Annotated in this window: 16 protein-coding genes and 9 tRNA genes; 15 read left to right on the top strand and 10 right to left on the bottom strand. The window is 41.5% G+C overall.

Annotation, left to right across the window (positions count from 1 at the left end; translation table 11 throughout):
• Positions 1-233 precede the first annotated feature (233 nt).
• From OCV27_RS02035 to OCV27_RS02025, 3 genes are read left to right on the top strand one after another with little or no spacing between them, the layout of a single operon-like run.
• Positions 234-1,148: a DUF1015 family protein gene (locus tag OCV27_RS02035; RefSeq protein ID WP_337969361.1), complete on the top strand. Its 915-nt coding sequence runs from the start codon at positions 234-236 to the stop codon at positions 1,146-1,148.
• Complete coding sequence (locus OCV27_RS02030; RefSeq protein WP_125323248.1) at positions 1,145-2,248, top strand: cysteine synthase family protein; 1,104 nt, start codon at positions 1,145-1,147, stop codon at positions 2,246-2,248. Before OCV27_RS02035 ends, OCV27_RS02030 begins: the two co-directional genes overlap by 4 nt.
• The gene (locus OCV27_RS02025) at positions 2,235-3,527 is read left to right on the top strand and encodes a hypothetical protein (protein ID WP_125323247.1); all 1,293 of its coding nucleotides are present in this window, start codon (positions 2,235-2,237) and stop codon (positions 3,525-3,527) included. The genes OCV27_RS02030 and OCV27_RS02025 overlap by 14 nt, the downstream gene beginning before the upstream one ends.
• 76 nt (positions 3,528-3,603) lie before the next feature.
• Here the strand turns inward: OCV27_RS02025 and glsB are convergent, their stop codons facing one another.
• Complete coding sequence (glsB, locus tag OCV27_RS02020; RefSeq protein WP_125323246.1) at positions 3,604-4,524, bottom strand: glutaminase B; 921 nt, start codon at positions 4,522-4,524, stop codon at positions 3,604-3,606.
• 99 nt (positions 4,525-4,623) lie between these two features.
• On the bottom strand, positions 4,624-5,343 hold the full coding sequence (gene trmB, locus OCV27_RS02015; protein WP_125323245.1) for a tRNA (guanosine(46)-N7)-methyltransferase TrmB: 720 nt from the start codon (positions 5,341-5,343) through the stop codon (positions 4,624-4,626).
• 181 nt (positions 5,344-5,524) lie between these two features.
• On the opposite strand from trmB, the gene mutY reads away from it, so the two are divergent.
• The 12 genes from mutY to OCV27_RS01955 all read left to right on the top strand — a co-directional run bounded on the left by mutY (position 5,525) and on the right by OCV27_RS01955 (position 9,389).
• Positions 5,525-6,580: an A/G-specific adenine glycosylase gene (gene mutY, locus OCV27_RS02010; RefSeq protein ID WP_125323244.1), complete on the top strand. Its 1,056-nt coding sequence runs from the start codon at positions 5,525-5,527 to the stop codon at positions 6,578-6,580.
• A 19-nt stretch (positions 6,581-6,599) separates the two neighbouring features.
• A complete protein-coding gene (locus tag OCV27_RS02005) occupies positions 6,600-6,872 on the top strand; it encodes an oxidative damage protection protein (RefSeq protein ID WP_125323243.1) in 273 nt (90 codons plus the stop codon).
• A 71-nt stretch (positions 6,873-6,943) separates the two neighbouring features.
• Positions 6,944-8,080 (top strand): membrane-bound lytic murein transglycosylase MltC, encoded by a 1,137-nt coding sequence (gene mltC / locus OCV27_RS02000; protein ID WP_125323242.1) that lies wholly within the window; start codon positions 6,944-6,946, stop codon positions 8,078-8,080.
• A 103-nt stretch (positions 8,081-8,183) separates the two neighbouring features.
• Positions 8,184-8,259 (top strand) — tRNA-Phe (locus OCV27_RS01995).
• 51 nt (positions 8,260-8,310) lie between these two features.
• Positions 8,311-8,386 (top strand) — tRNA-Thr (locus OCV27_RS01990).
• Between the two features lie 7 nt (positions 8,387-8,393).
• Positions 8,394-8,469, top strand: a tRNA-Phe gene (locus OCV27_RS01985).
• A gap of 35 nt (positions 8,470-8,504) precedes the next feature.
• Positions 8,505-8,580: transfer RNA gene (locus OCV27_RS01980), tRNA-Asn, on the top strand.
• Positions 8,581-8,913: 333 nt separating this feature from the next.
• Positions 8,914-8,989, top strand: a tRNA-Phe gene (locus OCV27_RS01975).
• A gap of 50 nt (positions 8,990-9,039) precedes the next feature.
• Positions 9,040-9,115: transfer RNA gene (locus OCV27_RS01970), tRNA-Thr, on the top strand.
• A gap of 5 nt (positions 9,116-9,120) precedes the next feature.
• Positions 9,121-9,196: transfer RNA gene (locus OCV27_RS01965), tRNA-Asn, on the top strand.
• Positions 9,197-9,231: 35 nt separating this feature from the next.
• Positions 9,232-9,307 (top strand) — tRNA-Thr (locus tag OCV27_RS01960).
• Positions 9,308-9,313: 6 nt separating this feature from the next.
• Positions 9,314-9,389, top strand: a tRNA-Asn gene (locus OCV27_RS01955).
• 87 nt (positions 9,390-9,476) lie between these two features.
• Here the strand turns inward: OCV27_RS01955 and tldD are convergent.
• Genes tldD through OCV27_RS01915 form a run of 8 tightly spaced genes read right to left on the bottom strand, consistent with a single transcriptional unit; the run spans position 9,477 to position 20,169 of the window.
• On the bottom strand, positions 9,477-10,922 hold the full coding sequence (gene tldD, locus OCV27_RS01950) for a metalloprotease TldD (RefSeq protein WP_125319614.1): 1,446 nt from the start codon (positions 10,920-10,922) through the stop codon (positions 9,477-9,479).
• 9 nt (positions 10,923-10,931) lie between these two features.
• Positions 10,932-11,750 (bottom strand): carbon-nitrogen hydrolase family protein, encoded by an 819-nt coding sequence (locus OCV27_RS01945; protein WP_125319667.1) that lies wholly within the window; start codon positions 11,748-11,750, stop codon positions 10,932-10,934.
• Between the two features lie 12 nt (positions 11,751-11,762).
• Positions 11,763-15,638, bottom strand: a complete 3,876-nt coding sequence (locus tag OCV27_RS01940) for a YhdP family protein (protein WP_420919473.1) — start codon at positions 15,636-15,638, stop codon at positions 11,763-11,765.
• 7 nt (positions 15,639-15,645) lie between these two features.
• Positions 15,646-17,115, bottom strand: a complete 1,470-nt coding sequence (rng, locus tag OCV27_RS01935; protein WP_125319615.1) for a ribonuclease G — start codon at positions 17,113-17,115, stop codon at positions 15,646-15,648.
• A 23-nt stretch (positions 17,116-17,138) separates the two neighbouring features.
• Positions 17,139-17,699: a Maf family protein gene (locus OCV27_RS01930; protein WP_125319616.1), complete on the bottom strand. Its 561-nt coding sequence runs from the start codon at positions 17,697-17,699 to the stop codon at positions 17,139-17,141.
• A gap of 3 nt (positions 17,700-17,702) precedes the next feature.
• Positions 17,703-18,191, bottom strand: coding sequence for a rod shape-determining protein MreD (gene mreD, locus OCV27_RS01925; protein ID WP_125319617.1), 489 nt, complete (start codon positions 18,189-18,191; stop codon positions 17,703-17,705).
• Complete coding sequence (gene mreC, locus OCV27_RS01920) at positions 18,181-19,068, bottom strand: rod shape-determining protein MreC (protein WP_125319618.1); 888 nt, start codon at positions 19,066-19,068, stop codon at positions 18,181-18,183. Before mreC ends, mreD begins: the two co-directional genes overlap by 11 nt.
• Positions 19,069-19,125: 57 nt before the next feature.
• On the bottom strand, positions 19,126-20,169 hold the full coding sequence (locus OCV27_RS01915; RefSeq protein WP_114787462.1) for a rod shape-determining protein: 1,044 nt from the start codon (positions 20,167-20,169) through the stop codon (positions 19,126-19,128).
• Between the last annotated feature and the right edge of the window lie 200 nt (positions 20,170-20,369).

Raw genomic sequence — 20,369 nt, 5'->3', positions numbered from 1 at the left:
ATGAGGGTCAATGCAATATTCATCATTGTCACTCTAATCAAAACTTAACAACAAACACTTTTTTAATTTCAACAGATTTCAAATCAATACTGTTCATATTTGATAATTTAAATATTTACATTTCACCATTATATTCATTTTTCCGACCACCAATTTCCTTTTAACTTTAGCAATAAAAATTAGTTAAAAAATGCGATATATCGTAGGTATCACTATAGTTAAAGGAAATTTTCATGACAAATTCAAACTCATATTTCATTTACAGAATTGAAGGAAAATGGAATAACAAGCACCATCAGGTTACGGGTATATTATATCATCATGAGTATAACTCAGAATTTACCAAACCTATTATTCCCCATGAACAGACTAACCCTACAAGAGTAAAGTCATTAGAAGAGTTATCACCAAGCGCTTACCCACCTAGCTTTTGGATTACTGATAGCAATAACTTTCCCTTAGAGATCATTAATCATTGGTTTAATCAAGCAGATAATAAAATCTTTGTTCCAAGCAATGATGGCATGCAACATACCGTTTCTAAATTAGAGAGCTATTATCAAACTGAGACAATAAGAAAATCTTTAGAAAAGATCCCAAACTTCTTAATTGCAGATGGTCACCATCGTTATGAAGTGATTAAAAAAAATCAGTATCAAATAAGCCTACCTGTGTTTTTGATATCATCCTCTCAAGCTTCTTTTGAGTTTAATGAAATATATTGCCATTTAAAAAACAAAAAAAATATCACGAGTATAATTGATAACATAGCTAAAAACTGGCTAACTCCATGCCAATTAGATGAAGCTGACTTCAAAATTTATTTCAATGAAAAAGAATGGGGATATCGACATAAAGAAAAAAATACACAATATATCAACAGCTTCAATCTAATTTACCAAAAGCTAAAAACTCTTCATGAAATATCATCAATAAAAACATCTCCAGAGACTTCTACTATTTTTAAAGATTGCATTTCGGTTAAAGTCATACATTCAGACGTATCTTATGTTATCGACGAGGGAATATCCGGAAGAAAAATGCCAATTAAATCGACATGTTTTAGACATAAACCTGATGAAAAAATCCTACAACATATTGCTAAAGCCTATTCAAATGAATTTATGTTAGAAGGAGCTTCACTATGAATATGACTAATACAAGGTCAAAAAATGAGTATACTCACAAGCTTGTTGCAAACTCTATATCGGAAGCTGTCGGTAATGTGCCTTTTATAAAATTGAATAGGCTCCACTCATTATGTTTAATTAACGATTTCTACGTAAAAATGGATTCATGTAACCCAACCGGAAGTATAAAAGATAAAAATGCGGCTTTCCTAATTGACCAAGCTGAGAAACAAGGCCTATTAAAACAGGGCGGTACTATTATTGAGTCCAGCTCTGGTAATTTTGGGATGTCACTTGCAAGCATTGGTGCATCAAAAGGGTATCAAGTAACCATAGTCATTGATGCTAAAACGCCACCTCCAGTCATCAAGATGCTAAATGCTTATGGCGCAAAACTTGAAGAAGTGCCATTAAGCTTGGCAGATAGCGCAGGCTCGATGCAAAAAGCACGCATGGCTCATGCAAAAAAGCTCGCTGAAACAATGCCAAATTCCTTTTATCCCTGTCAGCACCTTAACCCTGACAACCCTCTTGCACACTATTATTACACTGCGTTTGAGATTGCTAACGCTTTCCCAAAATTACCAGATACGGTAGTGATTGGTATTAGCACCGCTGGACAACTGTCAGGGATCGCTCGGTATTTTCGAAGCCACAGTCCTACAACAAAAATTATTGCTGTCGATGTGGCAGGTTCTGGGATATTCGGCAAGCCAAGGCACCCTTACAAACTGACTGGGCTCGGGCTCTCTTTTGTGCCACCAGCTTTTCAACCAAGCGATATTGACTATGCCTATAATATCACTGATCAGATGGCGTTTTCTATGTGCCACCATTTAGGAAAAAGGGAAGGTTTGTTATTAGGTGCTTCTACTGGTGCCATTGTCAGCGCTGGTCTTGCTTATGCAATGCGGACAAAAGCAAAACACGAAAAAATCATACTTATCAATCCAGACAGAGCAGATCGCTATCTAGATACTGTCTACAACCCAGATTGGTTAACCCATTCAAAGATTTCTTTATATAACGATCAACAACTGGATACACACATTAAACAGTTAGAACCAGTATATGAGCCGCATATTCATGAGGAGGGTATAATTGATGCAATCTCATAATCGACGTTACCTTAAAGAACTCGCGCCAATGTCTTTAAGTGATATGGTAATGGCACTTGGCGATCCTATTATCATTTTTGTTCTAGCATCACTACCAAATAGCACTCTAAACCTAGCTGCATTTGCACTAGGAAAAGCAATTGCGGTGTTTTTTGAGAGCCCCATCATTTCTGTTTTGCCTGTATCTAACATGATGTCAGCTGCAAAGAAAAGTCGCGAAGTTTTGTTTATCTTTGTGGTGACATTAGGAGCAATCCTAACGATAAGTATGTCCATACTCGCGTTACTTCCACAGGTTAGTAGCCTAGTTTTCATTCAATCTGAAGTTTGGCAACAAGCTTCATTGATGGTTTTGTTACTCTGCCCTTGGCCTTTAATGATTGCAGTAAGGCGCTATTGGCAAGGTCAAATGATACATGCTGGGCAATCGACACAAATAGCCAAAGGTGCCATTTTAAGGTGCTTGGTGTTAATTAGTATTGCCTTTTCCGTGTCACTCATAACCAATTCAGGTCCATTGATTGTCGCTGGAGCATTATTATGCGGCGTATTAGCAGAACTTATTTATGTCCGTTACCGCGTGAGCCAGATAAAAGTCATTGAAACAGAGACACAGCATGCTCTACCTACTGATATGATCTCCATGGGGCGCTACTACTGGCCATTAGCCCAATCAATGATCACATTATGGGGGGCGCGCCTGATGCTACCTATTCTAATTACTTTCATGGGAGAACAACAACTTGCGGCATGGGCGGCCATCTGGGTGCTAGTGATCAGTATTAGTAATGGGGTGCGTATGCTACAACAACTCGTCATTCGTCACCTACAAGCTATACCTGCTAGTGAACATGTAGCTGAGAGAAACCATTTGCGCCAATTTGTATTTCTGGTTGGAATAGGATTCAGTTTCATTCTTGGTTTACTGGCTTTTTCACCACTAGGTAGTTCATTACTATTACTTTATGTCAGCGGCGATGAACAACTTGCAAATACAATGCGTCCAGTGCTGTTAGTATTGTTCACAATGCCTATGCTTATGGCAATTCAACATTACTTGATGGGGCTACTAATGCTAAGAAATGCGACCCATTCAATAGGTAAAGCAGCTTTAGCTGCGAACCTATATATGGTGATTGGAGTAGCCACGTCGGTGTGGTTTAACTTACCCTTATATATAATTGCAATTCAAATAATACTGGCCATGTGCCTTGAAATAGCATTACTTGGAGGAGCAATGAAAACTCGTAAGTTAGAAGCTATACAGACAAAAAGCTAGAGACAAGCCTCAATCAATGCAACTATCCCTTAATAAAACGGGATAGTTGTATATTAATTAGCCCAAAGATTCAGTACTAAAAAATCGAACGACCAATACGCTCAGATAGAAGCTCTAAAGCCCGCGTTCCAGCTAAGGAGTTACCAGAAGGATCTAGTTCAGGAGACCAAACAGCAATTGTCATCTCTCCTGGCACAATAGCAATGATGCCACCACCCACTCCAGATTTACCTGGCATTCCAACTCGATAGGCAAATTCTCCTGCTCCATCGTAGAGCCCACATGTGGCGAGCAATGCATTAAGCTGCTTAGTTTGAGTTGGCGTTACCACAAGTTTACCTGTCTGAACTGAGGTACCTTTGTTTGCGAGATAACTAAAGGTTTTAGCCAAATCTACACAACTCATTTTTAATGCACATGCGTGGAAATAGTTACTCAATACCGGGATAACATCATTGTCAAAATTACCAAGAGACCGCATTAAATAGGCAATAGCAGCATTGCGATCACTGTGCATCATTTCTGATGCTGCTACAACTTTGTCGTAACAAATATGAGTATCACCCGATAGCTGACGGACGAATTCGAGTAAGCGCTGCCTAGGTGCTGATAACCGGCTTTGCAGTAAGTCAGCAACAATAATCGCCCCGGCATTGATAAAAGGGTTACGGGGAATACCTTGTTCCATCTCGAGCTGAATAAGGGAATTAAAAGCCTGCCCAGAAGGCTCTTTACCTACTCGAGCCCATATTTCGCCAGGCGTATATATCCCCATTGCTAAAGTTAGGCTTAGCGCTTTAGATATAGACTGAACGGAAAAAGCTTCATCAGCATCTCCTGCTTTAATCACCTCACCTTGATTGGTAAAAACAGCAATCGCCAGCTTTCTCGCCGGTATTTTCGCCAGTGCAGGGATATAATCAGCCACCTTACCTTGGCCAATTAACGGCCGAACCTCTTGTAAAACATCGGCTAATATCTCTTTTGTTGGTTTCATTGCTTACCTATTTTGTAAAGGCTTATTATTTTTCTTGTAGGGTAAAAAAAGCCAACAATATGATGTTGGCTTCCTCATTCGCATTAATTTGCTGGCGATTTAGCTAACACGTTTGAATTTAATGTCCCATACACCATGCCCAAGACGATGACCACGAGCTTCAAATTTGGTTAAAGGACGATCTTCAGGACGAGAAACAAAATCACCATCCGCAGCGATATTCTCATATCCGTGCGCTTGATTCATCACTTCAATCATATGCTGGGCATAATTTTCCCAATCTGTCGCCATATGGAAGATGCCTTCATCGATAATCAACTTTTGACGAACCATCTCAGCAAAGTCTAGCTGAACAATACGCCGCTTGTGATGACGCTTTTTGTGCCACGGATCTGGAAAGAATAGCTGTAATGTCGCAAGGCTGCTATCTGGAATCATGTTAGCAAATACTTCTACAGCATCATGACACATAACTCTTAGATTGGTAATACCTGCCGCATTTGCATCAGCAAGGCATGCGCCAACTCCAGGGCTATGTACCTCAATACCTAAGAAATTCTTTTCTGGTGTGTTTTTTGCCATCTCAACCAGAGATGCCCCCATACCAAAACCAACTTCCAGAACTACCGGGTTGTCATTACCAAATACTTCTTTCCAATTAAGAAATTGTGACTGATAATCAATCCCCATAGTCGGCCAGCATTCATTCATTGCGTTTTCTTGACCTTTGGTTAACCGGCCTTCACGGCGCACAAAGCTGCGTACTTTCCGTATCAGTTTACCGTCTTGATTGTATTCGTTAGTGGTCACTTCACTCATGATTTTGCCTGTTTAAAAATTGCTCTCGACCTAAAGGGATTGTGATTATCCAAAGAATCGGCACTGGTGCAAGTTTTTTAATGTATTTGACATGGAATAAACCCTTACTCTTTATCGGTTGAACTTTACCCATAATCTGTGATGCAATTTTACTTAATTACACAATAATATTGAGCAAGTCGTGACTCCTTTTGCTAATGCAATCCTAACTTGGTACGAAAGCTATGGAAGAAAAAACCTGCCATGGCAACAAAACAAAACAGCTTATAGCGTATGGCTATCTGAAATTATGCTTCAACAAACTCAGGTAACCACTGTTATTCCATATTACCAACGCTTTTTAGAACGTTTTCCAAATGTCATTGAGCTAGCTAACGCCGCACAAGATGAAGTACTACACTTGTGGACAGGCCTTGGTTATTATGCGCGAGCAAGAAACCTACACCAAGCAGCTCAAATCGTTGCCAACAAATACCAAGGAGAGTTCCCTCTTAATATCGAGGAGATGAACGCACTACCGGGAATTGGCCGCTCCACTGCGGCTGCTATCTTATCATCTGTCCATAAACAACCTCACGCCATATTGGATGGCAATGTAAAGCGTACATTAGCTCGAAACTTTGCAGTCGAAGGCTGGCCGGGACAAAAGCAAGTAGAAAATCAACTTTGGCAACATGCACAACAGCATACACCACATATTGATACCGATAAATATAACCAAGCAATGATGGATATGGGGGCTATGGTTTGCACTCGTAGTAAACCTAAGTGCTCATTATGCCCTGTTTTAACATTTTGTTTGGCATATAAGCAGGGTAATATACTTGATTACCCTGGTAAGAAACCTAAAAAAGAAAAACCAATAAAATCAACTTGGTTCATTATATTACACTGCCAAGGTAAAGTGTGGTTAGAACGACGCCCACCATCAGGCATATGGGGAGGACTATTTTGTTTTCCAGAACATACGCACTCAGAACTTAGCAACCCTCTAATCATGCTTGGTGTAAATGATGATGATATTGAACGCCACGAACAAATGATCGCTTTTCGCCATACCTTTAGCCATTACCACCTCGACATTACTCCAATTTTGGTAGACCTATCAAAGCAACCCAACATCGTGATGGAAGGAAATAACGGTCTTTGGTATAACTTATCGCAACCTGAAGAGGTAGGCTTAGCCGCTCCAGTAAAACAATTATTGGATAGCTTGCCTGCGGAACTTCAATACTAAACCATTCAGAGGAATCATTATGAGCCGCACCATATTTTGTGCTCGACTACAAAAAGACGCAGAAGGGCTAGACTTTCAGCTTTATCCTGGAGAACTTGGCAAACGGATTTTTGATAATATTTCTAAGCAAGCATGGGCTGAGTGGCAACACAAACAGACTATGCTCATCAATGAAAAAAAACTCAATATGATGGACTCTGAGCACAGGAAATTAATCGAAACTGAAATGGTTAATTTCTTGTTCGAAGGAAAAGACGTCCATATTGAAGGCTATACTCCACCCAGCGACTAGAGCGCCACATTTAGATTTGAAATAAAAAAGTGACATCAATACTTCTTATTGATGTCACTTTCAGGATATATATGAATAAGTTAGCTTACTTTTTGTTGGCAATGGTACTTGCTGGGTGTAGCCGTGAATTTATTGAGAACATCTACGATGTTAACTATGAACCAACAAACCGCTTTGTGAAAAACCTTGCCGCATTGCCAGGCCAATTTCAAAAGGACACAACGGCCTTAGATGCATTAATCAGCAGTTTTTCTGGCAACATCGAAAAACGATGGGGTCAAAAAGAAATTAAATTTGCAGGTAAAAGTAACTACGTCAAATATATAGATAACTATCTCAGTCGTTCAGAAGTCAATTTTGACAAAGGCACCATTATAATCGAGACAGTATCGCCAACCGATCCCAAAGGGCATCTGAGAAGTGCGATTATCACCACCCTACTCACCCCCGATGATCCAGCCAACGTCGATTTATTTTCTTCCAAGGGCATTAAACTTGAAGGACAGCCATTTTTATACCGCCAAGTAGTCGATCAAGACAATAAACCAATTCAATGGTCATGGCGCGCCAATCGCTTTGCTGACTATTTGATAGCCAATAAACTCAAAGTTAAAGATGTCGACTTCAAAAAAGCTTACTACGTTGAAATTCCTATGGTTGAAGACCAAGTAGAAATTCGTAGCTACAAATATGCCGATATCGTCCAACGTGCTTCAAATCGCTATGGTATTCCTGAAGATTTAATTTATGCCATTATCAAAACCGAAAGTAGCTTTAACCCTTACGCAGTTAGCTGGGCTAATGCATACGGATTAATGCAAGTCGTCCCTAAAACCGCAGGACGTGATGTCTTTAAACTGGTAAAGAAAACTTCAGGGCAACCCTCTCCTGAATACCTATTCAACCCAGAAAAGAACATAGATACGGGTACTGCCTACTTCTACATTCTAAAAAATCGTTATCTAAAAGATGTACAGCACCCTGTGTCTCTAGAGTACAGTATGATTTCAGCCTACAACGGAGGTACTGGGGGTGTATTAAATACTTTTAATCGTAACGACAGAAAGCGGGCAATGCGTGATCTCAACTCATTACAACCCAATCAGGTATACTGGGCCTTGACCCAAAAACACCCAAATGCAGAAGCACGCAGATACTTGGAGAAAGTCACAAAATATAAAAAGGATTTTAACACTGGCAAGCCTTAAAAGCGTAAAGTGTCTAAATTATCGGCACTCAACTCGTTTTTTACATTTTTTTCTAAAAACAAGTTGACGTTACGGCGGAAAATCCGTTTAATAGCGCTCCGTTGCCCGGATAGCTCAGTCGGTAGAGCAGAGGATTGAAAATCCTCGTGTCGGTGGTTCGATTCCGCCTCCGGGCACCACAATTTATCCGTTGTTAGTGTAATATCACAAGCAACAAAAAATAAAAATGTGCCGACTTAGCTCAGTAGGTAGAGCAACTGACTTGTAATCAGTAGGTCACCAGTTCGACTCCGGTAGTCGGCACCATTTATTTGCCTCGATAGCTCAGTCGGTAGAGCAGAGGATTGAAAATCCTCGTGTCGGTGGTTCGATTCCGCCTCGAGGCACCATTATTTGGTGCTTTACCCTTGGTAACACAAATAATTCCCCCTTAGTTCAGTTGGTAGAACGGCGGACTGTTAATCCGTATGTCGCAGGTTCGAGTCCCGCAGGGGGAGCCATTTTTAGAAAAGCCTCATCATTTGATGAGGCTTTTTTTTTGCACTACTATCACAAAGGCACTATTTACTTCAAACTCATTGACAATGAGTGAAAGACGTTCCCATAGCACAATCCCCAACCAGAGCTAAGAAAGTAGAGTTCGAAAGAGCATTTATTGCCTATATTGTTCTAATATTCCCTACAGTTTGAAAGTTAACTTCTATTACAGTCTATACACTTCTAGCCCTAAATGAGTAAAAACAGCCCATTAAGTATAGAAAAACAGCAAACAATATTTTTTTTGCATTTTAATATTGACCTTAAAGACGAAAAACCGTTTAATACATCTCGTTGCCCGGATAGCTCAGTCGGTAGAGCAGAGGATTGAAAATCCTCGTGTCGGTGGTTCGATTCCGCCTCCGGGCACCACAATTTATTCGTTGTTGGTGTAATATCACAAGCAACAAAAAATAAAATGTGCCGACTTAGCTCAGTAGGTAGAGCAACTGACTTGTAATCAGTAGGTCACCAGTTCGACTCCGGTAGTCGGCACCATTTATTCCCCCTTAGTTCAGTTGGTAGAACGGCGGACTGTTAATCCGTATGTCGCAGGTTCGAGTCCCGCAGGGGGAGCCATTTTCAATCGACGAGTACCACTTGTTGATAAAGATGCCGACTTAGCTCAGTAGGTAGAGCAACTGACTTGTAATCAGTAGGTCACCAGTTCGATTCCGGTAGTCGGCACCATATTATTCCCCCTTAGTTCAGTTGGTAGAACGGCGGACTGTTAATCCGTATGTCGCAGGTTCGAGTCCCGCAGGGGGAGCCACTTTAAAAAAGCCTCATCATTTGATGAGGCTTTTTTATGTCTACAATCAAATAGGACTGGCAATATCTACCAATCTATTAACCGCTCTTAATCGGTACCACCGACTGTCAAAGAGTCGAGTTTTAAGGTAGGCTGCCCTACTCCAACCGGCACACTTTGTCCCGCTTTACCGCATATCCCGACACCACGGTCAATGCTAAGATCGTTACCTACCATAGATACCTGCTGCATAGCTTCAATACCTGAGCCTATTAAGGTAGCACCTTTAACTGGCCGCGTGATTTTTCCATTTTCAATTAAGTAGGCTTCTGATGTTGAAAATACAAACTTACCAGAGGTAATATCAACTTGACCACCGCCAAAGTTTGGTGCGTAAAGACCTTTTTCTACTGTTGAAATAATTTCTTCGGGAGTATGCTTCCCTGGCAACATATAAGTATTGGTCATACGAGGCATTGGCAGATGAGCATATGATTCTCGGCGCCCATTACCTGTAGGCTCAACGCCCATCAAACGAGCATTATGCTTGTCTTGCATATACCCTTTGAGTACACCATTTTCAATTAAGGTGTTGTATTGGCCTACAACCCCCTCATCATCAATATTGAGTGAGCCACGTAAATCCTTAAGCGTTCCATCATCAACTATGGTGCACAATTCAGAAGTCACTTTTTCGCCAATTTTCCCACTAAACACCGATGATTCTTTACGGTTAAAATCCCCTTCTAACCCATGACCAATCGCCTCATGCAATAAAACACCTGGCCAGCCAGAGCCCAATACAACTGGCATAGTGCCCGCTGGGGCTGCATCTGCCTCTAAGTTAACCAGAGCCATACGTATTGCTTCATCGGCATATTGATAAGCTATTTTTCTGCCTTGCTCTTCTCCAAGAAAGAAATCATAGTTAAAGCGACCACCACCACCAGAGCTACCACGTTCACGACGCTCACCACGTTGAGCAAGCACACTAATTGATAGGCGAACTAGTGGGCGAATATCACCCGCATAAGTACCATCTGTTGCAGCAACAAGTATCTGTTCATGCACACCGCTCAGGCTTATCGATGCTTCTTTGATTAAAGGCTCTTTAGTTCTAATATAAGCGTCTAACTCTTTCAGTAACTGAGTTTTTTGCAGCTTTTGCCAACTTTCGAGTGGGTTAACTGCACTATAAACCTGTTGGTTATCACTACGTTTAAAAGCTTTTACCTGAGCACTCTGGCCTTGCTGAGCGATACCACGAGCAGCATGAGCACTTTGCTTAAGAGCGTCTAATTGAATTTGATCCGAATAGGCAAAACCTGTTTTTTCACCCGCGACAACTCGCACACCAACCCCGCGATCGATATTAAAAGAGCCATCTTTAATGATACTGTCTTCGAGAACTAGGGACTCGTGCCAACTCGACTGAAAATAGATATCAGCATAATCAATCTGACGGGTGGCTATACTGGCTAAAGTTTGCTCGATATCCTGCTCAGTTAGATTCGCAGAATTTAGTAATACATCTTCTACTTGGTTTATTGTCATATATAGCTCTTAAACGTTTAATTGAGTTTGAAAGCGGATGTGCTTGAGAGTTGGCATTGCCGCTCGAACTACATCAACTCTATCTAAATCTAAAATGGCGACTAGATTGCCTGGGAGGTTACTTAAACTGGCAACCACTTCCCCCCAAGGAGACACTACCATTGAATGCCCCCAAGTCTCTCGACCACACGGGTGAGTGCCAGTTTGATTTGCCGCTACCACCCAGCTTTGGGTTTCGATAGCACGAGATCGTAATAATGGTTCCCAGTGAGCCGCACCTGTTACCGCTGTAAATGCTGCTGGGACAAGCAACACATTCGCACCTTGCTGCACGAGTTCACTATATAAATGCGGGAAACGCACGTCATAACATATCGTGAGACCAAGGTGCGCAATTGGTGTATTGACGGTGACAATTTGGTTGCCTGGTGTGAAGGTTTCCGACTCACGATAGTGCTGGTAAGTATCCTCCACATCAACATCAAACATATGCAGCTTATCATAATGTGCAATTAACTGACCTTTAGGATCGTATACCAATGATGTCGTCGTCACTCCCTCAGCTCGCCGAATCGGCATACTACCAACAACAAGAAAAACACCTTCAGTCTTTGCTACACTTGCTAACTGAGATTGAATTTTGCCTTCCCCCAAAGGTTCTGCAACTTGATGGTAGTTTTCACGACAGCCAAAAACCAGACTATTTTCCGGAGTAATTACGAGCTCAGTCCCTTGATTGGCTAACAATCTAACCTGATGCTTGATATCAGCCAGATTAGATTGAGGATCTGGCCCAGAAGTCATTTGAATGAGTCCTATTTTGGGCATCATTTATGTTCCCTATTTAATTGTCTCACGTAGAGTCTCAGGTAACTCAAATTCACCTTTACTGCGTGATAGCTCTTTCACCTCTGGGTTATCAAGAGGCCCCTTAACTTGGTAGTTGACTTGAGTAAACACTTCAACCACAGGAGAAATTACTGTTGTTATTGCTAAAACATATAAAGCCGTCGTTGGTGTGACCGCAAATGCCGTAAGAACAGGAATTCCCGATGTAATATCTGGCACAAAATTAACTTCAGCATCGACTGTCTTAGAGTTTAAATTGGCGAGCCCTTTTATTGCCATCTCACCAGCCAAGGCATCCATTTTGATATCATTTGTTAAGAAGATACCATTCTTAATATCACCGCTACCGGTGATAGAGTTAAAAGCCATACCACCATCAAATACATCACTGAAATCAAGCTGCATCTTACGAATAATCGAATCAAGACTAAACAAGCCCAAGAGCCTTGCTGCTCCACTCGCTCCAGTGACTTGGCCTTTGCCAAGTTTCATAGCGACATGCCCTTCCAAAGTACTAACTTTCATTGACCATGGAGAACCATCCCATTCCACTTGGGAGTCAAGATCAAACGGCGCTTGTTGGATTCCCGATGTAATACCAAAGCGTTCCATCACATCACTATTATTCTCACCGGACATAGTAATATTGAATTGAGTATGGCTCTGCTGCTCGCCAAGACGCCAAGAACCACTCATATCGACCTTGCTACTACCACTTTCAAAGTTAAGTTTTTTCCACTCTAGTGTTTCCCCATGGCGTTCTAAATCTAAGAGTACCTTACCGACCTTATATCCTTGCAACCAGAAATCGTCGATTGCTAGAGTTATATTTGGAATATGCTCATGAAAGGAACGTTCAAAATCACTAATCAGTTCCTTTTGGTCCCGGCCTGCTTTAAACAATGTTGTCTCTTTATATTCCTTATCCAAAGCTGGAACATAGACATGCAGCCTATCTAGTGAAACAGAAAGATCATAGGGCTCAATATAGTTCGCTTCGCCTGATGCCTCCTGACTTTCTAAATTCATATGCCACCCCAAACTCTTACGTTTGGCTCTGAAATCAACATCATTCCACCAAATACTACCTAATGTCAGCTCTTCAACATTTAGATCGATGCGATTAGGCATAGGGATTTGAGGAGTATTCATATCATCTAGTGCAGCTTTATCATCATTGGTAGGGTTAGAGATCAAATCTGCCCATTTATCTAGGTTAAGTTTATCAATGCGAACCTGTGCCTGATGGCCTGAAATTGGGCTAATTTTAAAGCTACCTTTACCCAAAATAAGATTAGTAGCCTTTAATACTGGTGTCTCTGAGCGAATATCAATTTCTGTTTGATATTTAAGGTTAGGAAGTTGCAAACGAGCACTAATACTTTCTTGATTTCCTGATGCTTGCATACTTGCTTTCCAAGGCTTATCAAGCGTTTTATTAAGAGGATAAGGGTAGTTACTGCTTACCATCTTAAGATCAGCATTAGTATCAATTTGGTAAGAAAAGCCAACATCGTTGAGTTGAATAGCGATGCCCATTTGCCAAGGTGCATGTCCATTAACTGGATTTGTCCATCGTTTACCAAGATATGGCGTCAACGGTTTGAGTTCCCAGTCACCAACCACATCGATATTTACATCGTATCCCTGCTTTGCATTTTCACCTCTAAAATCAAGTGCAATTGACTGCTTAAGAAGTTTGCCAGTTAACCCAGCAGCGCGTACGACGTCATTATCAAATTCAATCTGCCCGGATACATGCTCTAAATTCATTTGTGGGGTTTTAATAGTAACTTGAGCATTATCCAGATTTGCATCCCCCCAAGCACGGACTTCGGCCTCAGAGTCAAAAGGAATATTGAGCTTAAAGTTTGACTTAACTTCTCCTTTAACTTGCACTGTAGTTAAAGCTGCTCCAACCGAATCCACAAGTGGTGAAGCCATCATATAGTCTCTAACTGAATTACCTTGTGCGGTTGCACTCGCTTCGATTTCAATATGCCCACCCGGTCCAAGTTGTGGTATCTGGCCAGTAATACGAGTCGCTTTTATATCAGTTAAAGTCGCACTATGTGAGTCAAGGTATAGCTCATCATTTTGAAACAACAAATCTAGTTGCAAATCAGTAATCGTCGGCCAAGCAGTATCAAAGCTAAACTTGGCGTCCTTTAGCCCAACCCACGCCTGAAATACGCCATCATTGTTGATGTATGGAAAATCTCCTAATTCTCCATACCATAACAATTTTGCCGCTTTAACTTTACCAGCTTGAATTCCACTCGATAAATAATCAGTTAAGTCTCGCCCTAAAGCTAAGGTGGGTAAATAACGCCATATTTCTCCGGCATTGTAGAGGTCAGCCTCAGTATAAAAGGATAAAAATGGACTTCGACCTTTAGGAAAATCTAGGCGAAACTCCCCTAAAGCTTGAAGATCAGGAGTTGCCACCGTGACTTTGTCAGCCCACAAAGTCCAACCATTACTATCACTTTGCCAAACAATATCTACTTGGCCTCGTTTAATATTGAGTGGTGCCTGAAAAACATCCCCATAAGGCAAAATATCATCAATAAGGCTTAGCCTTGATTTAGCCTGATAACGATCACCTGAAATATTAGCAGATAGATGCTGAACACTAGGCAGCAGCTCCCACTGTTGCATCGCCCCGTCTTTGAGTTGCAATGAATATTTTAGCGAATCAATATTTTCACCACTCATTGAGACACGAACATCTTCAACTGTGCCATCAAGTTTTAATCTCTCAAGTAATCGTGATGCTTGTGCTGAGTGTGGAAACAATTTGACTAAGGGAGAGATAGCTTTCAGATCAAGTTGCGATACGTTAAGAAGCCAGTGTTCAGCTTGCCACTTAAATGCAATATCAAGCTCTGGCCAAGGCTCATGATCGGTACGCAATTTAAGCGAATGGGCATTGACTTGCCAACCATTTCCAGTCGGCTCTAACTGCAAAATACCAGATTCGATCATCAACTCATGTTGTTGACCTTCTTGCCAAATTAGTTCTGAAGGCTCTAACTCAACATAAGCACTAATTGGTTGGCTGTGGTCAAGAGCAACCCAGCTATTGAGGCTTACTTGACCTTTCTTAATGCCTGTTTCTATTTGAAGGTACTGAGTCAACCAAGGCGTAATTAAAATATTATCTACAGCCAAATAAAACTCACCACTGACCTCGGCTAAAGAACCATGATCAACAAAATCAGCCTTGACCTGCGCAGAATTGAGATTAGTATCTGCAATACTGACCTCACCATCAGCGATATGACGTCGCCCCTTGTTCTGCCAAAAAAGTTGACTGATTTCTAGCTCTCGAATAGAACCATCAATGCCTTGAAGGCGAATTTTTGAGTTTTGCAGTAAGAAGCTATCTAGTTGGCGCAATAATAATTGATCTAGCTTCTGAACAACGTTCTGCTGTTCTGTTTTTGGCTGCAAAGCCTTTTTTCCTCCAGATTGAGCCCATGCTATTGAGCTAAGATCAAGATTAAGGTTGTGCATACTCAAATCAGCAATTACAGGTTTCATATCCAGCAGTGACTGAATCAAGTCAAACTCAACTTCAACCGTTTGTATCGAAAAATGAATACCACTCGCTTCCAGTGTATTCGCGCGAACATTTTTCAATGATATTGAAGGATGAGTATTACGCCAAAAACCACTTATTTGATCAATTTCAAAATCCAGATCTGACCCTTTGTTAACCCAAAGTTGGATTTCACTTTTGAAATGATTAAGCTGCGGTAAAGCAATCCTAAGGGTCGTCACCATCACAGCTAAGGCGACAAAAAACACCACCAACAACCAGCCCAGTCCACGAAGAATATATTGCGTCGTTAATTTATTCACAAACAGCCTACATCATAACAACATCAAATTGCTCTTGTACGTATAGAGGCTCAGCTTGCACTTTAACCTGCTTACCAATAAAAACTTCCAATTCTGCCAATGCGTGTGACTCTTCTCCATGTAGATTTTCTGCTACCGCTGGAGATGCATAAACAACGAATTTGTCCGCATCATATGCTCGATTTACTCTGGTGACCTCGCGCAAAATTTCATAGCAAACAGTATCTACAGTTTTAACACTTCCGCGACCTTCACAAGTTGGACATGTGGAACATAAAACATGTTCAATGCTTTCTCTGGTTCGCTTACGCGTCATTTCAACTAAGCCGAGTTGAGTAAAACCATTGATGCTAGTTTTGACCCTATCTTTACTTAAAGCAACCTCAAGAGAAGTAAGTACACGCTTACGGTGCTCATCCGACATCATATCAATAAAGTCGATAATGATTATTCCACCTAGATTACGTAATCGTAATTGACGAGCTATCGCCTGAGTGGCTTCAATATTAGTATTAAATATAGTTTCTTCTAGATTGCGGCGACCAACAAAAGCACCGGTGTTAATATCAACCGTCGTCATAGCTTCTGTCTGATCTATGATGAGATAGCCTCCCGATTTTAACTCCACTTTTCGGTCCAAAGAGCGCTGAACCTCGTTTTCAGTATCGTACAAATCGAAGATAGGTTTATCACCAGCATACAATTCAAGTTTATTGGTAAGTTCAGGTACATACTCTGAAGTGAATTCTTTAAGATTTTCGGTTTCCAATCGAGAATCAACCATTATTTTGGTTAACTCTGTACCGACAAAATCTCGTAAGATTCGCTGTGAAAGCCCTAACTCAGCATAAAGTGTAGAGCGCGTTTTGTACTTAGTACGCCGCTCATTCACCTTAGACCATAGGCGCTTTAGAAAAGCTGCATCTTGAGATAGCTCTTTATCATCAGCCCCTTCCGCGGCCGTACGGATAATAAAACCTCCCTCTTCATCGCAGTAACAACCGACAACTTTTTTAAGTCGATTACGCTCTTGTTCACTCTCAATGCGTTGGGAAACACCAACATGACTAGCACCCGGCATAAAAACTAAATAGCGAGAAGGAATAGTGATATCGGTAGTCAGGCGTGCGCCTTTAGTACCAAGGGGGTCTTTGACGACTTGAACAACAATATCTTGGCCCTGACGGACCAATTCAGAAATGTCCCGAACCTGAAACTGCTGCTTCTCATTTTCAGCCACGCATTCTGTATGGGGAACAATGTCAGAGGCATGAAGGAAAGCAGCTTTATCAAGGCCAATATCAACAAAAGCGGCCTGCATACCTGGTAATACACGACTAACTTTACCCTTATAGATATTACCAACAATACCTCGTTTTGCTTCACGCTCAACATGGATTTCTTGAAGAGTTCCCCCTTCAATCATAGCCACTCGAGTTTCACTTGGGGTCACGTTGATTAACAACTCTACACTCATGAGCACACCTCAATATTTAAAATCTATAAGAATTTGAGCAAGAGCTGGTCTGTTTCGAATAATGGCAGGCCTACCACAGCATGATAACTACCTTCAATACGTGTTACAAAACGTCCTCCAATTCCCTGGATTCCATAACTACCAGCTTTATCGCATGGTTCACCCGTTTGCCAATATTGTTCTATTTCTTGCTCTGACAATGGTTTGAACCAAACATCTGTAGTCACTACTACAGTTTGTTGTTGTTCTTTACTTGCTATAGTCACAGCGGTCATGACTTGATGAGCTCGGTTAGACAATGACATCAACATCTGTTTAGCATCTTCCAGGCTGTGGGGCTTTTCCAGTACAGCATTGTCACAAACTACAATCGTATCTGATCCAATTACAATCGCTTCATTTTCTGCATCCAGACCTGCTAATGCTTTATCTTGAGAAAGGCGCTCAACGTATTGAAACGGCGTTTCAACTCGGTGCTGGCGTTCCTCAACATCTGTTCGAATCACGCTAAATTGATAACCAAGTTTTGAAAGCAGCTCCTTACGTCGCGGAGAACCGGACGCCAACACCAATTTCTTTTCCACTTCCTACCTCACATGCCAATGTCTTCTGACTCTGCGCATCAATAAAAACAACCACGGCCAGAGAATAGTGTTAATCAGTCCACTCCATAACAATAGTGGGTTGAAAGCAATATCCTGCACTAAATATTCACCGGAAAAAATTAGCACATCCAATATCATGGAAAGCAAGCCAATCAATATTGCTTGTTGCCAAAGCGCCATATTTCTTAACAACAAGAAGTTTAGCGCCACTAGGTAAACAACAATTGACATCATCATGCCACGAATACCGAGTGTAGAGCCCAATAAAAGATCCCATAACAACCCCAGTATCAAGGCCGTACCGACATTGACTCTATGTGGTAAAGCTAATACCCAATAACAGGCTACTAAAAGCAGCCAAGAAGGGCGTAATAAGTCCAAAACACCCGGCCAAGGAATGGTCTGTAATGTTAAGGCAATTAAAAATGACAAGGCAATAACCGTCTTGCCTTTCAAAACACTATTCGCCACCAACCGCTACCTCTTGGTTATTTTTCGGCAATGCCTGCTGAATTTTGTTTTGTCTAGAATCGTTGGGCCAGATGAGTAGTAAGTAGCGCAAGCGTTCAAAGTCGACGACAGGCTCAGCCTCAATCGCGGCAAACTCACGTGCGGTATCACGCATTACATCAACAACATGTGCTACTGGGTAGCCTTCTGGGTACACACCGCCAAGACCGGATGTGACCAGTAAATCGCCCTCTTCAATATCAAGGCTAATTGGAATATGATCCAAATTAATCCTGTCAATTGAACCATTGCCTGAGGCAATAACACGAATGTCATTTCGTATCACCTGAACTGGAATTGCGCTCTGGCTATCGGTAAGAAGAAGCACTCGACTATTATGCGCAGACACAAAAGTCACTTGGCCAACAATGCCTTTCTCATTCGCAACGGGTTGCCCCACGTAGACACCATCTATCTTACCTTTATCAATCACGACTTGCTGACGATAAGGCGACGTATCTACCGCCATAACCTCAGTAACAACCTTACGTTCACCACGTACAAATGAAGAACCTAATAACTTACGTAAACGCTGATTTTCTTCACGATACTGATCAAGCAATAACATATCGTTTTTAAGACGCAGAATTTCACGTTTAAGCTTGTAGTTGCTTTCCATAAAGTCTTTGCGGATATTAAACCGCTCGTAAGCATCATCAAACATAATGCGAGGGACATCTGCCAAGTATTGAATTGGCGCCACCATACTATTAAGTAGATAACGCACTTGGGAAAATGCACCTAAACGACTGTCAGCCAGCATAAGGCTGGCTGACATAATGACCGCAAAAAACAACCGTAACTGAAGTGAAGGTCCTCTGCCAAAAATAGGCTTCATTGAATATGAGTTCCTTATATACTCAAAAAGGCCCCAAGTTGAATCAGGCCAATTTGATTATTCTTCACTGAAAAGATCGCCACCATGCATATCAATCATTTCTAAAGCTTTACCGCCACCGCGTGCAACACAGGTCAATGGATCTTCTGCAATCACGACTGGGATACCTGTTTCCTCAGTCAGAAGGCGATCAAGGTCTTTTAATAAAGCACCGCCACCGGTTAGCACCATCCCGTTTTCTGAAATGTCTGACGCAAGTTCAGGTGGACACTGCTCAAGTGCTACCATCACTGCAGAGACAATTCCTGTCAAAGGTTCTTGCAATGCTTCGAGGATTTCATTGGAGTTTAAACTAAAGCTTCGTGGTACACCTTCTGCTAAATTACGACCACGAACTTCAATTTCTTCTACTTCGTCACCTGGGTACGCAGAACCGATCTCATGCTTGATCTTCTCCGCCGTCGCCTCACCAATTAAGCTGCCATAGTTACGACGAACATAATTAATGATGGCTTCATCGAAGCGGTCACCACCAATACGCACAGATGATGAGTAAACCACACCATTTAACGAAATAACCGCTACTTCTGTGGTACCACCACCGATATCTACCACCATTGAACCTGTAGGTTCTGAAACACGCAGGCCTGCACCAATTGCTGCCGCCATAGGTTCATCAATGAGATAAACTTCACGAGCGCCCGCACCAAGTGCAGATTCACGAATAGCGCGGCGTTCAACTTGGGTAGAACCACACGGCACGCAAACAAGAACTCGCGGGCTAGGTTTTAATACACTATTGTCATGCACTTGTTTGATAAAATGCTGCAGCATTTTTTCTGTGACATAAAAGTCAGCTATCACGCCATCTTTCATTGGACGAATCGCCGAAATATTCCCCGGAGTACGACCTAACATTTGTTTCGCTCCGTGTCCCACAGCAGCAACACTTTTACCTGCTCTGTTACGGTCTTGACGGATAGCGACGACTGAAGGCTCATCAAGAACAATACCTTGCCCTTTGACGTAAATAAGTGTGTTGGCAGTACCTAAATCGATAGATAAATCATTAGAAAATATGCCACGAAGTTTTTTGAACATACTCTTCGCTCGTCCTGAAAGAATTAGAAGATAGAAAATTGCTCTAAATGTACCAATGCCTAGCGGTATCAGCAAGGCATTGAGCTATAAACATGGGATGAAACGTGTAATTTCTAACAGATTCCTAACCAAAGTCGAAAAATCAAGCAATGAATGAGGCTTGTTTATCGCTTGCGATGATTTTTTGTTCACGGTAAAAC

This window comes from Vibrio pectenicida, from assembly GCA_024347015.1.
Taxonomy (GTDB): domain Bacteria; phylum Pseudomonadota; class Gammaproteobacteria; order Enterobacterales; family Vibrionaceae; genus Vibrio; species Vibrio pectenicida.
Note: the sequence above shows the minus strand (reverse complement) of the source record. Positions and strands in the feature narration are given on the sequence as shown.

What these genes read in the sequence shown, in the direction of transcription:
- OCV27_RS02035 (WP_337969361.1), top strand. Translation starts at nt 234, where the DNA reads ATGACAAATTCAAACTCATATTTCATTTACAGAATTGAAGGAAAATGG.
- OCV27_RS02030 (WP_125323248.1), top strand. Translation starts at nt 1,145, where the DNA reads ATGAATATGACTAATACAAGGTCAAAAAATGAGTATACTCACAAGCTT.
- OCV27_RS02025 (WP_125323247.1), top strand. Translation starts at nt 2,235, where the DNA reads ATGCAATCTCATAATCGACGTTACCTTAAAGAACTCGCGCCAATGTCT.
- glsB (WP_125323246.1), bottom strand. Translation starts at nt 4,524, where the DNA reads ATGAAACCAACAAAAGAGATATTAGCCGATGTTTTACAAGAGGTTCGG.
- trmB (WP_125323245.1), bottom strand. Translation starts at nt 5,343, where the DNA reads ATGAGTGAAGTGACCACTAACGAATACAATCAAGACGGTAAACTGATA.
- OCV27_RS02005 (WP_125323243.1), top strand. Translation starts at nt 6,600, where the DNA reads ATGAGCCGCACCATATTTTGTGCTCGACTACAAAAAGACGCAGAAGGG.
- mltC (WP_125323242.1), top strand. Translation starts at nt 6,944, where the DNA reads ATGAATAAGTTAGCTTACTTTTTGTTGGCAATGGTACTTGCTGGGTGT.
- tldD (WP_125319614.1), bottom strand. Translation starts at nt 10,922, where the DNA reads ATGACAATAAACCAAGTAGAAGATGTATTACTAAATTCTGCGAATCTA.
- OCV27_RS01945 (WP_125319667.1), bottom strand. Translation starts at nt 11,750, where the DNA reads ATGCCCAAAATAGGACTCATTCAAATGACTTCTGGGCCAGATCCTCAA.
- rng (WP_125319615.1), bottom strand. Translation starts at nt 17,115, where the DNA reads ATGAGTGTAGAGTTGTTAATCAACGTGACCCCAAGTGAAACTCGAGTG.
- mreC (WP_125319618.1), bottom strand. Translation starts at nt 19,068, where the DNA reads ATGAAGCCTATTTTTGGCAGAGGACCTTCACTTCAGTTACGGTTGTTT.
- OCV27_RS01915 (WP_114787462.1), bottom strand. Translation starts at nt 20,169, where the DNA reads ATGTTCAAAAAACTTCGTGGCATATTTTCTAATGATTTATCTATCGAT.